We start from the raw sequence: 12,166 nt of genomic DNA on the forward strand, positions 1-12,166 counted from the left end.
GTCACTCCTTGGGCGCGTACTGGGTGATCAGGGCGCGGGGGACCACGACGAAGGCCTCGCCGGCCTTGATGTGCTTGAGCTGGGCGATGGCATCCGGGTCGGTGAGCTGGTCGCCCTGCACGACGATGTCGCCGTTCTCGTTCTCGTACAGCGTGGGGCAGTCGCCGTCGCGGGACGTCGAGCCGAGCATGCGCAGTCTCATATGAGAGCTCCTCTCGCTGGGGGCCTGCATGGTAGCCACGGCTCTCGTGCGCGGACGAGGCGTGAGTACGGGCCGACCGTGGTTCCGGGCATCCCGAATGGCTGATGTGTACGCAGGGTGATTTGAACCCGGTGCCCGGTTTCCGGGTCTACTGGTGGCGGCGTACCGCCCTCTGGCACACAGGTGAGGCCGGTCGGTGGATCCGCCTTCCGTTACCGGAGGTATCGCGGGACCCCGAAACACCCCGCCCCGAGGAGAGGACGCACATGCAGCCACCAGCGCGTAAAGCTCTAGCGCAGGCCAAGCACACGGCGGTGCACCTGGAGATGCGCGACGCCTACATGCCGGACGACCGCGGCTTCATCTCCTGGCAGCGGGGGCACCGCCTCGACCCCGACGACCGGGCCTCGTGGTGGGGAGGGTGGCACGACGCGGTTCGCGATGCGGTCGAGCGCGGTGTGAGCGTGCGGCGCGCCCGCATCGTCTCCGAACCCATCAGCGACTACATCCGCTACGAGTACGACCTGACCTTCACCAACCTCGCCGCCGGGGAGAAGGTCCGGTGGCTGCCCCGGCGCCACGCGGCCGACATCGCCCTGCCCGGCACCGACTTCTGGATCTTCGACGACGCCCAGGTGCTCTTCCACCACTTCACCGGCGAGGGCCACCTGGACGAGGACGGGCGTGAGTACACCGACGACCCCGCCACGGTGAAGCTGTGCGCCGACGCCTTCGAAGCGGTGTGGCGCCGCGCGGTCCCGCACGAGGAGTACCGGCCCCGCTAACCGGCACCGATCATGGCCGAATCTGCCTCCTCAAGCGCCCAGCAGGCCCGGCAGGCTCTGGCGGACCGACTCGCCGCCCGCTGCGGATGGCACCCCTCCAAGTCCTCCCGCATCATGCGCGGATGCACGCCTCCCTACGTCAGCCTGGGCGTGGTCCCTATGCGCGCCGACCGGGGCCGCATGCCCGTGGAAGGCTTCTGGATCTTCGACTCCGCACAGGTCAACGTCGAGCTGGTCTCGGGGCACCTCACCATCACCCAGCCCAGCGAGATCGCGATGTACGCCGACACCTTCGCCGAACTGGCCGCGCTGGCGCTCTACGGCGAGAGAGCGCGAACACTGATTGCAGCCGCCCGGGATTCCCGGGAGTAAGTGGCCGGGGCTCTATCCCCGGCTGAGCAGAACGTTAGTGGTATGGATCAGACCTGGTAGGCCTCGTGCGGGATAGCGCGCTTCCATACCGTGTCGAACGCGGCCGCGCAGAGCTTGACCACGGCCGCCTCCTCGACTATCTCGCATCCCAGCATGGACCCGTCGCCACCGAAGTGGTTCACGCGCACCACCTGGCCGTCGAAGAGCCAGAAGTCGTTGCCGGGGAACGCGATATCGGTGGCGCGCTTCCGCGGCAGCCACCGGACCTGCTCACCCGCGATCAGGTTGGCCTGGGTGATGTAGTGCTCGTACCGGATGTACTCGGATACCGGTTCGGAGACCACCCGGGCCCGGCGGACGGCCACGCCCCGCTCTACGGCGTCGGCGACGGCCTGGTAGTAGGGGTGCCACCATGCGTCCCGGTCCTGCCAATCAGTGCGGTGGCCGTTCCGCCAGGCCTCGAAGTCCTCCTTCTCGTCCCCGACGGCGTAGGCGTCGCGCATCTCCAGGTGCACGGCGCTGTACGTGCACTGCGCCAGCATGTCGACGAACGCGGGCACGCTCTGCCGCATCACAGGCCCCCTCAGCGGATCGACCATCCGGGCTGCCATCCGGACGATGCTCTCATGGGGGCGGGACCGGGCCTGTGGCCTGGCAGCTCTGCTGTTTCTCCGCGTCGACCTTCCATCCCTGAAGAACGAAGTCGCCGGTGGCATCGCCGTGGATTGTCCAGCGGGTGTTATTCACCCCAGACACCTTATGAGTTCGCTGTCCGGCCGCAGCCAGGGAGTAGCTGCTGCGGGGCGCAGACGACTTGCGGCGCCCTCACTCCGAAGACGTATTGGGGCAGGGCAGGCAAGTCAGGTGTGGAGTGCATGTCGGATTGGCCAATCGTTTGTGCTGGTCATGGCGTTGGACATGCACGTTCCGTGGTGTAGGCGACAGTTTTCGTCACTGTGAGTCGCTGGAATCCGGTTGTGGGGCCTGTGGGGCGGGGTTAGAGTCATCAACGTTTTCGGAGAGTAATTGGTTGATTGCTTAACGAGATGAGGGTTGGGTATGCGCTCGGCTGCCGTATTCGTCGCTGGGGGGCTCGTGGCGTTGGCCGGGTGCACTTCGTCGCAGCCTGCTGAGAAGCCGGAGGCGGAGTCGTCCACGAGCGCGCCAGATACTTCAGGTGCCGAGGAGCGTGCCCTTGAGGCCTATGAAGGGATGATGCAGGCGCTGATCGACGGGTCGCACGAGGGGGCCACGGAGAACCCCGAGATCGACTGGTACGCCAAGGGGCAGGCGGCCGAGCTGACGCAGGAGATGCTGCTCGGAGTCAGAGCCACGGGCGAGCCGAAGATGGCTCCCGAGATCGGCGAGGTCGACTTGGAAGGCGACCCACCGACCGTTGTTGTCGAGGACTGCGTCGACGACAGCGAGTGGCAGATCCTCGAGGAGGACAAAGACACGATCGTGGGCGAATGGCAGGAGGGCGGCAAGCCTCGCCCCTTCACCGCCACGGTCACAGAAGAAGCCGGTACATGGCAGGTGGAAGAGCTCTGGCTCGGTGACTACGGCGAATGCGAGTACTGACCGCAAGTTGTGGACTGGTGCTGTGCCTCGCGGGACTTCCGGTGACAGCGGTGAGCTCGGCCGCAGCGGACATCAGCGGAGGATTCACTGGGGGGACCCGGTGCACAGGAGGAGCGTGCGAGCTGAGCGCACGTTCGGAACGCAGCGGTGCAGGTGGGTCGGCGCCTTCGCCTGACAGTAGGGAAGACGCGGATCCTGCAAGGGCAGTGGCCGTGCCGAAGACGGTCTGCACTGATCCTGTGAACGGCGAAGGGCGCTGCCAGACGATGCTGCGTCGGCCGGGAAGCGGAGAGGAGGGGCCGCAGGTTGACTTCGCTGCGTTGGCGGAGGAGGCCAGGGCCGAGTTGGTGCTGCCGAAGCCGGCCGTGGGTGGGGCTCCTCCGCTCGGGGGGCAGCAGGTGGTGCAGTTCCCGACCTGGTTGTGGATCGATCGGGAGCAGTGGGAGCCGCGTACAGCCCGCGCCGAGGTGAGCGGCGGTTCGGTCGAGGTGACGGCCGCCCCGAACGAGGTGGCCTGGGACATGGGCGACGGGAACACGGTGCGCTGCTCGGGGCCGGGCACGGCCTTCCGGTCGGGGGTGCACGAGCCGGGTACGCGCTCGCCGGACTGCGGCCACGTCTACACCGCCTCCTCGAAGAACCGGACCGGGCGCGATCAGGTGGAGGCCCGGCTGGTGTGGCAGGTGGAGTGGTCGGCCACCAACGGGCAGGGCGGGGCGATGGAGCCGATGGAGACCTCGGCGAGCAGGACGGTCGAGGTGGTGGAGGTCCACTCGCTGGTGACCGAGGGCTGAGTCCCGAAGCGCTGGCCGGCGGGGGGAGTTGAAGGGGGACGGGTGAAACGGGACGAGAACGCGGATAAGCATCCTATGACAGGACGAATCGCGGTGAGGAGGTCCTGGCGGTGGGCGGCCGGGGGAGTGGGGATGGTCGCGCTCGGCGCGCTGGCGGCGGCCTGGAGCATCACCGCCGCGACGGAGAAGGCGCCGGTCGCGGTGGCGGCCCGGGACGTGCCGGTAGGCCAGGTGATCAGTGAGCGGGACCTGGTGTTCGTGGAGGCGGCGGGCCTGCCGGAGAGCGGGTTCCCGCAGGGCGGGGCCGAAGAGGTGGTGGGCCGGCGGACGGCGGTGCCGCTGCGCGAGGGCACCCCGGTTCCCGCCGGTGCGCTGAGCGATGGCGAGTGGCCGCGTGCGGGGCGCGCGGTGGTGGCGGCCTCGCTGCCCGAGGCCGCGGTCCCGGCCGGGGCGCAGATGGGCACCCAGGTGCAGGTGGTGCTCACCGGAGCCGCCGAACCCGTAGCCGACGCCGACGAGGGCGAAGACGGGGAGGGCGAAGGCGCAGGTGGCGCGGTTCCGGGGCGGGTGCACGCCCTGCGCACCGGCGCCGGGCCGGGCGGGGACGAGACCCTGGTGCACCTGAACGTGAGCGAGGAGGACGCCCCGGCGGTGGCCTCTGCCGCCTCGTCGCAGTCCCTGCGCTTGGCCGTGGTCTCCGGCCTGCCCGCCGTGGAGAGCGAAGAAGAGGGGGAGCAGAAGTGATCGTCTCGGTGTGCTCATTGTCCGGGGCGCCGGGCGTGACGACGCTGGCCGCCGCGCTGACGGCCGCCTGGCCCTCCACTCCGCTGACCGTCCCGGTGATGGTCGAGGCCGACGCCTCGGGCGGGGACGTCAAGACCTGGCACCGCCTCAGTGCCGAGCCGGGGCTTGCCTCGCTCGCGGCGGCCAGCAGGCGCCCCAACCCTGATGTGGCCGACGGGGTGAACCCGCTGCTGGAGTACGCAAACGAAACCGCTTCCGGGTTCTACGCGGTGACGGCCGAAGCGGCGGCCCACCACTGCGAGGGAGCCGTCTGGCAGCTGGGACAGCGCCCCTGGCTGCTCAAGAAGGCCGGGGCCGCCGTCGCCGACCTGGGCCGCATCACCCCCAGGGGGCCCGGGCTCGGACTGCTGGGCGCCAGCACCGCGGCCGTCATCGCCGTCGAGGAGGCCCCCGCCCAGCTTGCGCGTCTGGCGGCCTGCACGGTGCTGACCACCGCGTTGGAGGAGGCGGGCGTACGGGTTGGCCTGGCTGTCGCCGGGGGCGGTGACCGGTTCAGCGACGCCGAGATCTGCGCTCAGACCGGGCTGCCCGTGTGGGCGCGCATCCCCCGCGATGCTCTGGGCGCGGCCTTTCTGCGCGGGGAGGAGCTGCCCGCCGGGCGCACGGTGTGGGCGCGGGCCCGCTCCTGGGCGCGCGAGCGGCGCGATGTGGGGCCGGTGGACTGGATGCCGCTGCTGCGCTGCGCGCGCGACCTGGCCGAGCGCCTGGACGCCGCCCGCCCCCGGAACCCGCGCGCGGACGGCCCCGGACAGCCGGGCGAAGACGGCGCTGTGAAGCTGGAGGCGGTGGCATGATCAGCATCAACACCCCGAACCGTCCGGAGCAGGCCGTCGAGGGATCGCCGCTGGCCGAGTTGGTGGACCGCCTCACCGGTGAGGTCAGGGCCCTGCTCATCGGCGACGAACGCGCCGCCGGGGCCAGCGCGTCCAGCGACGACGGCGAGTACCGGCGCCGCGCCGCGAGCCTGCTCGACAGCGCCTTGGATCGCACGGCCGCCGAGGCGGTCCGGTCAGGGCACGCCGTGCTGGGCGAGGCCGACGAGGCGTGGGTGCGATCCCAGGTTCTGGCGCGGGTGTGCGGGCTGGGCCCGCTGGAACCCCTGCTGGCCGAGCCCGGTGTGCAGAACATCCACATCAACGGCGAGCGCACCTGGGTGGACTTCGGCGCCGGGCGGCGCGAGGAGCGGGCGCCGGTGGCCTCCAGCGAGCAGGAGCTCATCGGGCTGGTACGGCGCATCGCCGCCGCCAACGGCTCGGGTGAGCGGCGCTTCGACGCGAGCGCCCCGCTGCTGTCGATGGAGCTGGGCGACGGCTCGCGCCTGTCGGCGGTGATGGACGTGTCCAGGCGGGTGTCGGTGGCCATCCGCCGCCACCCCCGGCAGTCCCTGGACCTGGACGACTTGCAGGGCTCGGGCATGCTCGACGACCTGGCCCGCGGCCTGCTGGTCGCGGCGGTGCGGGCCAAGCTCAACGTGCTCATCGCGGGGGCGACCGGGGCCGGCAAGACCACCCTGCTTCGCGCATTGGCCGATGAGGCGATCGGCGCGGGCGAGCGGCTGATCACCATCGAGGACAGCCTCGAACTCGGACTCGACCGCGGGGATGCGCATCCGGACTGCGTGGCGATGCAGGCCCGACCGGCCAACATCGAGGGTGCGGGCGAGGTGGGGCTGGCCGAGCTGGTGCGCCACGCCCTGCGGATGTCGCCGGACCGGGTGATCGTCGGGGAGACGCGGGGGCCGGAGACCATCGCGCTGCTGAACGCCATGTCGATGGGCACCGACGGGTCGATGGCCACCATCCACGCCAGCAGCTCGCAGGGGGTCTTCACCAAGCTGTCGGCCTACACCGCCCAGGCCCCCGAGCGGCTGAGCCTGGAGGCGACCAACCTGTTGATCGCCTCGGCGGTGCACCTGGTGGCCCACATCGCCACCGACCGGGGCCGGAGGCGGGTGGCCAGCATCCGCGAAGTCGTAGGCGCCGAAGGGCTGCAGGTGATCTCGAACGAGGTCTATACCCGCCCGAGCGGAAAGGCGGGCGAGCTGGTGGTGCCTCCGGCGTGCTCGGCGGTGCTGGCCGAGAACGGCTTCGACTCCTCGGCCGCCATCGCGCGTGCGGGAGGTGCCTGGTGAGTCTGTCGATCACCGATGTGGCCCCGGCCATTTCAGGGGCTCTGCTCGGGGGCGGGCTGGTGGGCATCGCTTACGCGGCCCTGCCCCACGGCGGCCGGATCCAGGAGCGCCTGGCCCGCCTTCCCAAGGCGGTTGTTGCCCGGCGTGCGGGCGCGGCGGCGGCCTGCGGGATCGGGGCCGCAGCGGTCACCGGCTGGCCGGTTGCCGGGGTGCTCGCCGGAGCCGGAGCCTGGTGGTTGCCCCGCCTGCTCGGCCCGGATCAGGCCAGCGCCGCCGAAGCACGCAGGGCCGAGGCGGTGGCCGCATGGGCCCAGCAGCTGCGCGACCTGATCGCCGGATCGGCCGGGCTGCACCAGGCCATCGTCAAGTCCGCCCCCATCGCCCCCAAGCCGCTGCGCGCCGAGGTCGGCGAGCTGGCCCAGCGCCTGCGCGCCGGCGCCACGGTGGAGGAGGCGGTGGAGGTCTTCGCCGCCAAGGTGGACAACCCCACCGCCGACCTGGTCGCCATCGCCCTGGCCACCGCCGAAGGGCGGCATGCCGCCGAGCTCGGCGAGCTGCTGGGCCGCCTGGCCGAGGCCTCCCGCGACCGGGCCGCGCTGCTGGCCCGCACCTCGGCCTCCCGGGCCCGGACGCGCTCCTCGGTGCGCATCATCACCGCCATGGCCCTGCTCATGGTCACCGGGCTGCTGGTGGCCAACCGGCAGTACCTGGAGCCCTTCGACACCTTCACCGGGCAACTCGTGCTCGCCGGGGTCGGGGCCACCTGGGCGGCGGGGTTCGCGTGGATGGCGCGTCTGGCCGCGCCCGTGGTCGCCCCGCGGCCCATGCGCCCCGCGGCCGCCCAGGCAGGGGGTGCGGGGTGAGCGCGCTCATCGGGGCCGGGATCGCCGGCGGGTGCGCGGCGGCCGGGGTGTGGATGCTGGCCCGGGCCCGCCGCAAACCGGCCCTGGCCGAACTCCTCGCCCCCGCCGCCCCGGCGCACACACCGGCCCCGGCGAGAGGAGCGGCCGAGCGGGCCGGGCAGTCGTTCGTCCCCCTGCTGCGCCGCACCGGCCTGCCCACGGCCTCCATCCGCGCCGACCTGGCCTTGTGCGACACCGGCGAGCGGCAGTACCTGGCGGAGAAGGCCGGCGGCGCCATCGCCGCCTCAGCACTCGTCCTGCTCCTGCTCGGCGCGCACGCCGCCGGGCTCAGCCTGCTTCCGCCCCTGGCGCTGCTCGTGCTCGCAGCGGCGTGCGCGGGGGCGTGCTGGAAGGCCCCCGACCTGGCGGTACACGCCCAGGCGCGCAAACGCCGCGAGCAGCTGCGCTCGGCCGCCTCGATGCTGGCCGACCTGGCCGTCATCGCCCTGGCCGGAGGAGCAGGGGTCAGCGGCGCCCTGGCCCAGGCCGCGCGCCACGGCGCCGGATGGGCGCCTGAGAAGATCCGCGCCGCCCTGCACACCGCCGCCGTGAGGGCCGAGCCCGGCTGGCAGGGCCTGGGCGAACTCGGCGACCGCACAGGGGTGGTGGAGCTGTCGGAGCTGGCCGCCTCGCTGGAGCTGGCCGGGACCGACGGGGCGCGGGTGCGCGCCTCGCTGGCCTCCAAGGCCTCCTCGCTGCGCACCGCCGAACTCGCCGCGGCCGAGGCCCGCGCCGCCGCCGACACCGAGCGCATGACCCTGCCGGTCACCGTCCTGGTGCTCGGCTTCATGGGGCTGGTGGGCTACCCGGCCCTGGTGCACGTCATCACCGGATTCTGAAAAGGGGAGCGAAGAACACCATGAGCACTGTCCTGGCATCGATCATCACTGCGCGCATGGGTTGCATTGCGGGGCGTGGTGACCGGGGGTCGCACACGACCGAGATCGTCATCGGGATCACGATCATCGTGGCCATCACCGCCGTGGTCGGCCCCATCCTCACCCAGACCTTCACCGACGCGGCCAAGAGCATCGACCTGGGCATCACCAAGTGAGGCGCCGCCGGAGCGATGCGGGAAGCACCGAGCTGGTGATGGTGCTGCCCATCGCCTTCACCATGCTCCTCATGGTCTTCCAGCTCGGCCTGTGGGCCCACGCCCAGCACCGGGCCGAGGCCATCGCCGAGCGCGCCATGTCCGCCGCCCGCGCCCACGACGCCACCACCGAAACCGGAACCCGGGTGGGAGAGGAGGCGGCCGCCCAGCTCAAGGGCGGCATCCTCCACGAGGCGAAGGTGTCGGTGGTGCGCGGGGGCGGGCAGGCGCGGGCGGCGGTCACCGGCACCACCCACAGCCTGCTGCCCGGCTGGCAGCCCCGTGTGCGGGCGCTTCGCAGCGGTCCCGTCGAACGGCTCACCCCATGAGGCCCAAAGCCGGCCGGGAGCGGGGGAGTGCGGCGGTGGAGCTGATGGCGGTGGCCCCGGTGCTGATCCTGGCCGCCCTGCTCATGGTGGCCGCCGGGCGCCAGGTGAGCGCCGCCATGGACACCGCCTCGGCCGCGCACAGCGCCGCCCGCGCCGCCGCCCTGGCCACCGAAGGCCACCGCCAGGGCGCCGCCGAGGCCCAGGCCGAGGCGTCGCTGGCCGAACGCGGGCTGGCCTGCCGGCACCACCGGGTGAGCGTGCGCACCTTGGGCCCCGAGCGCGCCCCGAGCGCGGTGGCCACACTCACCTGCCGTATCGCACTGCGCGATTTGGCGCCGCTCGGCCTTGGCGGGCACACCACCCTGGCACGCACCTCCAGCGCCCCGATCGACCCCTACCGCGACGCCCAGCCCGGGTCCGCGGACTCCGAGACACCGGAGGGAGCCGATGAACAGCGATGAGGGCCGCGTGCTCGTGTTCACCATGGTCCTGGCCTCGGCCATCGCCGCCTGCCTGGGACTGGTCATGGACGGCGGGCGCATGCTCATCGACGCCACCCGCGCCCAAGCCCTGGCCCACGAGGCCGCCCGCGCCGGCGCGCGCGAACTCGACACCGCCGAGCTCGCCGCGACCGGGATCGTGCGCATCGACGAAGGCGCCGCCGTGGAGAGGGCCGAGGAGCACCTGCACGCCTCCGGCGCCACAGGCCGCGCAACCATCGACGGGCAGAGGGTGGTGGTCACCGCCGAAGTCCCCTACACCACCGTGATCCTCCCGCTGGGCGGCGGCACCGCGCAGGCCCGCGCCAGCGCCACCGCAGTCCAGGACTGAAACCCGCCCCGTCCGCAGCCCGCCTTCTCGGGGAGTGATGATGCGACCCATCCGCGACACCTGCGCCGCTACCGCCGCGATCGCCTTCTTCCTCGGCGCCCCGGCCCTCCTCGTCCATGTGGGCTGGCCCCTCCAGGGCAGCGGACTGACCTGGCCGGTGGTGCTGATGTACCTGCGCGGGCTGACCGTCCCCCTGCCTGTGGCGATGGCGGGCCTGGTCGCCGTGTCCTGGGCGGCATGGGGCGTGTTCACCCTGGTGCTCCTCCTCGACGGGGTGCGCCTGGCGCGCGGGGTAGCACCCCGCTCGGCAGCCCTGCGCCTCGTGGCGGCGCTGCTGGCCGCAAGCGGGATCGCCACCGGCGTTGCCGCTCCCGCGCTCGCCGCCCCGGCCGAGCCCGCGGTCGACACTGGGCAGGCGGCCGGAGAGCAGAACGGTGCGCAACGGGCGACCAGAGACGAGGAGCAGCCCGGCGGCGGGGGAGGCGCGACGAAGGAGGCTGCTCCGGTCGAGCGCACCAGGGCCGTGGCCGGATTCGCCCTCGACTCGGCCGACCTGGACGAGCCGATGCACCGGACCCTGCAGGACACTGCCGAGCTGATCGCCGCCATGGGGGCCGAACAGGTCCACGTCACCGGCCACACCGACCCCACCGGTCCCGATGAGTACAACCAGGAGCTGTCCCAGCGCCGGGCCGAGGCGGCGGCCGACCACCTGCGCGAACTCCTCGGCGAGGACTTCCAGGTCACCGCGCAGGGCATGGCCGACGGGCAGGACCGGGCCGACGGCAGCCTGGACCACGCCGATCTGCGCCGCATCGAGATCGCCTACACCCTCCTCCCGCCGGACAAACCCAGGCCCGAAGCCGCGGGCCCTGCACTGGCGCCTGATCAAAGGCAGGCACCTGCACCCCGGGCTGCCCACGGAGAAGAACACAAGGGCGGACCAGGGGCGGTTCCGGTCGGTGCGGCGGCGGCCGTGGCCGGCGCCGCGGCCGGGTTCGCCCTGGGCAGGCGCACCACGAGGACCCCGGCTGCTGACGGCGGCCCGGGCCCGGCGCCCTCGCACGTCGAGGAGGAACCACGGCCGGACGCCGGCCACGAAGACGGCCAACCCCCTATCGGCCAGAACGAACCAGGGGAGAAGGCACTCGACGGCGCCCCGCACGAGACCGTTCTCGACCTCGGCGACGGCAGGCGAGTGGAGGCTTCCCGAGGCCTGACCGTCACCGGGCCGGGTGCCCCCGACCTGGTCGCCCGCCTGCTCGACGACGCGCGGGGCGATACTGCGGCGAGCATCGTGGCCACCCGCGCCGCACTCACCCGCCTCGGCCACACCGAAGGCAACGAGCCGCACGGCGTTCGCGTGGCCGCCACCACACAGGCGGCGCTGGTGCGCGCCGAGGCCCACATGCTCGCCGCCCACCGCGAAGGCGGCACCCCTGGGCGCGTGCTCCTCGTGCTGGACGACCCGGCCGAGGCCACGGCCGCGATGGTGCCGCTGAAGCGGGCCCGCAGCGGCGCGACCGGGTAGGCGGGGTCCTGACAGCGGGACGGCCCTGTGCCGGGCGCGTGCGCCCGGTGCGGGGCCGCACTGCGTGTGCCGGGGCCCAGCCCGAGGCGCGGGTCGGCCGCCTCGCTGGGGGAGCCCGCCTGGATGCGGCTGGGGCGCCGGTAACCCTCGCCGCCCTGCACACCAGCGTCGCCACCGTCGGTGGACACTGCATCGCCAACGTCAAAGGCAGTCGGTCCGCCGCATTCGACGCACGCCCCCTGGGGATCAGCTGCTCTCCCCGACGCTCCTGCGGACATGTGGACGTTCGGTCAGGCGACCGACCGGCTGAGTGGGATCCACCTGCTCGCCCACGCCATCGACCTCAACCCGTTCGAGGCGCTATGGCCCCTGGGCGAACGCGAGGAGCTGGCCAATCGGGCGGCCACCGGCGCCGACCACACGGCCGCCGTGCTGCGAAGGTCCCTGCAGCGCCAGCAAACAGAGACGGGCCGACACCGCCTGCGGTCGACCTGTAATGGCGCGGGCGGGTGATCACACGGCCAGCACGTTCTCCGGGGCGTCCGGTCGGCGCTCCGGCGTTGATCGCGGTCGCGTGTGTATATCCGCCGTATCTGCTGTGTTCGCGTCTCGAGCAGCGACCGGCGCAACGCTCGCCAGACGTCTGAGACGCGCGCCCGACGCCCGGGCCTGCCGGTGACCCTGTTTGGATTGGCCGTATCCGGCCAGTCGGACGGCTTGCAGTCCGCTCGCTGTGGTGAGTCGGGGCGGTGAAAGGCGCGGTATCGCCGATGAGGCCGGGCTCAAACCTCACGATCATGCAACCGGACCG

The 12,166-nt window shown here is 72.5% G+C and carries 17 protein-coding genes; 15 read left to right on the plus strand and 2 right to left on the minus strand.

What is annotated here, in order from left to right; all coding sequences use genetic code 11:
• Position 1: 1 nt before the first annotated feature.
• Positions 2-202, minus strand: coding sequence for a hypothetical protein (locus tag C892_RS0124650; protein ID WP_017559385.1), 201 nt, complete (start codon positions 200-202; stop codon positions 2-4).
• A 266-nt stretch (positions 203-468) separates the two neighbouring features.
• Between C892_RS0124650 and C892_RS0124655 the strand changes: the two genes are divergently transcribed.
• On the plus strand, positions 469-987 hold the full coding sequence (locus tag C892_RS0124655; RefSeq protein WP_026124613.1) for a DUF6879 family protein: 519 nt from the start codon (positions 469-471) through the stop codon (positions 985-987).
• A 12-nt stretch (positions 988-999) separates the two neighbouring features.
• Positions 1,000-1,359: a Scr1 family TA system antitoxin-like transcriptional regulator gene (locus C892_RS0124660; protein WP_017559387.1), complete on the plus strand. Its 360-nt coding sequence runs from the start codon at positions 1,000-1,002 to the stop codon at positions 1,357-1,359.
• Between the two features lie 47 nt (positions 1,360-1,406).
• Here C892_RS0124660 and C892_RS0124665 read toward each other — a convergent pair whose 3' ends face one another.
• The gene (locus C892_RS0124665; RefSeq protein ID WP_017559388.1) at positions 1,407-1,931 is read right to left on the minus strand and encodes a DUF6879 family protein; all 525 of its coding nucleotides are present in this window, start codon (positions 1,929-1,931) and stop codon (positions 1,407-1,409) included.
• 643 nt (positions 1,932-2,574) lie between these two features.
• Here C892_RS0124665 and C892_RS0124670 point away from each other — a divergent pair.
• The 13 genes from C892_RS0124670 (at position 2,575) to C892_RS0124730 (ending at position 11,868) form a co-directional block, all read left to right on the plus strand.
• On the plus strand, positions 2,575-2,940 hold the full coding sequence (locus tag C892_RS0124670) for a hypothetical protein (RefSeq protein ID WP_239647518.1): 366 nt from the start codon (positions 2,575-2,577) through the stop codon (positions 2,938-2,940).
• A 398-nt stretch (positions 2,941-3,338) separates the two neighbouring features.
• Complete coding sequence (locus C892_RS0124675) at positions 3,339-3,734, plus strand: hypothetical protein (protein WP_239647519.1); 396 nt, start codon at positions 3,339-3,341, stop codon at positions 3,732-3,734.
• A gap of 132 nt (positions 3,735-3,866) precedes the next feature.
• Positions 3,867-4,478 (plus strand): SAF domain-containing protein, encoded by a 612-nt coding sequence (locus tag C892_RS0124680; protein ID WP_017559391.1) that lies wholly within the window; start codon positions 3,867-3,869, stop codon positions 4,476-4,478.
• Entirely contained in the window at positions 4,475-5,332 is an 858-nt protein-coding gene (locus C892_RS30175; protein WP_051060602.1) for a hypothetical protein, read from the plus strand. Before C892_RS0124680 ends, C892_RS30175 begins: the two co-directional genes overlap by 4 nt.
• Positions 5,329-6,669: a TadA family conjugal transfer-associated ATPase gene (locus C892_RS0124690; RefSeq protein ID WP_017559392.1), complete on the plus strand. Its 1,341-nt coding sequence runs from the start codon at positions 5,329-5,331 to the stop codon at positions 6,667-6,669. The genes C892_RS30175 and C892_RS0124690 overlap by 4 nt, the downstream gene beginning before the upstream one ends.
• Positions 6,666-7,532 (plus strand): type II secretion system F family protein, encoded by an 867-nt coding sequence (locus C892_RS0124695; RefSeq protein WP_017559393.1) that lies wholly within the window; start codon positions 6,666-6,668, stop codon positions 7,530-7,532. Before C892_RS0124690 ends, C892_RS0124695 begins: the two co-directional genes overlap by 4 nt.
• Positions 7,529-8,410, plus strand: a complete 882-nt coding sequence (locus C892_RS0124700) for a type II secretion system F family protein (protein ID WP_017559394.1) — start codon at positions 7,529-7,531, stop codon at positions 8,408-8,410. Before C892_RS0124695 ends, C892_RS0124700 begins: the two co-directional genes overlap by 4 nt.
• Before the next feature lie 20 nt (positions 8,411-8,430).
• Entirely contained in the window at positions 8,431-8,625 is a 195-nt protein-coding gene (locus C892_RS0124705; protein WP_017559395.1) for a hypothetical protein, read from the plus strand.
• Positions 8,622-8,993, plus strand: a complete 372-nt coding sequence (locus tag C892_RS0124710; RefSeq protein ID WP_152513465.1) for a TadE/TadG family type IV pilus assembly protein — start codon at positions 8,622-8,624, stop codon at positions 8,991-8,993. Before C892_RS0124705 ends, C892_RS0124710 begins: the two co-directional genes overlap by 4 nt.
• Positions 8,990-9,454, plus strand: a complete 465-nt coding sequence (locus C892_RS29555; RefSeq protein WP_051060603.1) for a TadE/TadG family type IV pilus assembly protein — start codon at positions 8,990-8,992, stop codon at positions 9,452-9,454. The genes C892_RS0124710 and C892_RS29555 overlap by 4 nt, the downstream gene beginning before the upstream one ends.
• Positions 9,441-9,824 (plus strand): pilus assembly protein TadG-related protein, encoded by a 384-nt coding sequence (locus C892_RS0124720; RefSeq protein WP_239647520.1) that lies wholly within the window; start codon positions 9,441-9,443, stop codon positions 9,822-9,824. Before C892_RS29555 ends, C892_RS0124720 begins: the two co-directional genes overlap by 14 nt.
• A gap of 37 nt (positions 9,825-9,861) precedes the next feature.
• Positions 9,862-11,355, plus strand: a complete 1,494-nt coding sequence (locus tag C892_RS0124725) for an OmpA family protein (RefSeq protein ID WP_017559399.1) — start codon at positions 9,862-9,864, stop codon at positions 11,353-11,355.
• Positions 11,356-11,631: 276 nt separating this feature from the next.
• Positions 11,632-11,868, plus strand: coding sequence for a hypothetical protein (locus C892_RS0124730; protein WP_017559400.1), 237 nt, complete (start codon positions 11,632-11,634; stop codon positions 11,866-11,868).
• Positions 11,869-12,166 lie beyond the last annotated feature (298 nt).

Origin of the sequence: Nocardiopsis baichengensis YIM 90130, from assembly GCF_000341205.1 — a bacterium.
Lineage (GTDB): Bacteria > Actinomycetota > Actinomycetes > Streptosporangiales > Streptosporangiaceae > Nocardiopsis_A > Nocardiopsis_A halophila.

What these genes read in the sequence shown, in the direction of transcription:
- C892_RS0124650 (WP_017559385.1), bottom strand. Translation starts at nt 202, where the DNA reads ATGAGACTGCGCATGCTCGGCTCGACGTCCCGCGACGGCGACTGCCCC.
- C892_RS0124655 (WP_026124613.1), top strand. Translation starts at nt 469, where the DNA reads ATGCAGCCACCAGCGCGTAAAGCTCTAGCGCAGGCCAAGCACACGGCG.
- C892_RS0124660 (WP_017559387.1), top strand. Translation starts at nt 1,000, where the DNA reads ATGGCCGAATCTGCCTCCTCAAGCGCCCAGCAGGCCCGGCAGGCTCTG.
- C892_RS0124665 (WP_017559388.1), bottom strand. Translation starts at nt 1,931, where the DNA reads ATGCGGCAGAGCGTGCCCGCGTTCGTCGACATGCTGGCGCAGTGCACG.
- C892_RS0124670 (WP_239647518.1), top strand. Translation starts at nt 2,575, where the DNA reads ATGCAGGCGCTGATCGACGGGTCGCACGAGGGGGCCACGGAGAACCCC.
- C892_RS0124680 (WP_017559391.1), top strand. Translation starts at nt 3,867, where the DNA reads ATGGTCGCGCTCGGCGCGCTGGCGGCGGCCTGGAGCATCACCGCCGCG.
- C892_RS0124690 (WP_017559392.1), top strand. Translation starts at nt 5,329, where the DNA reads ATGATCAGCATCAACACCCCGAACCGTCCGGAGCAGGCCGTCGAGGGA.
- C892_RS0124705 (WP_017559395.1), top strand. Translation starts at nt 8,431, where the DNA reads ATGAGCACTGTCCTGGCATCGATCATCACTGCGCGCATGGGTTGCATT.
- C892_RS29555 (WP_051060603.1), top strand. Translation starts at nt 8,990, where the DNA reads ATGAGGCCCAAAGCCGGCCGGGAGCGGGGGAGTGCGGCGGTGGAGCTG.
- C892_RS0124720 (WP_239647520.1), top strand. Translation starts at nt 9,441, where the DNA reads ATGAACAGCGATGAGGGCCGCGTGCTCGTGTTCACCATGGTCCTGGCC.
- C892_RS0124725 (WP_017559399.1), top strand. Translation starts at nt 9,862, where the DNA reads ATGATGCGACCCATCCGCGACACCTGCGCCGCTACCGCCGCGATCGCC.
- C892_RS0124730 (WP_017559400.1), top strand. Translation starts at nt 11,632, where the DNA reads ATGTGGACGTTCGGTCAGGCGACCGACCGGCTGAGTGGGATCCACCTG.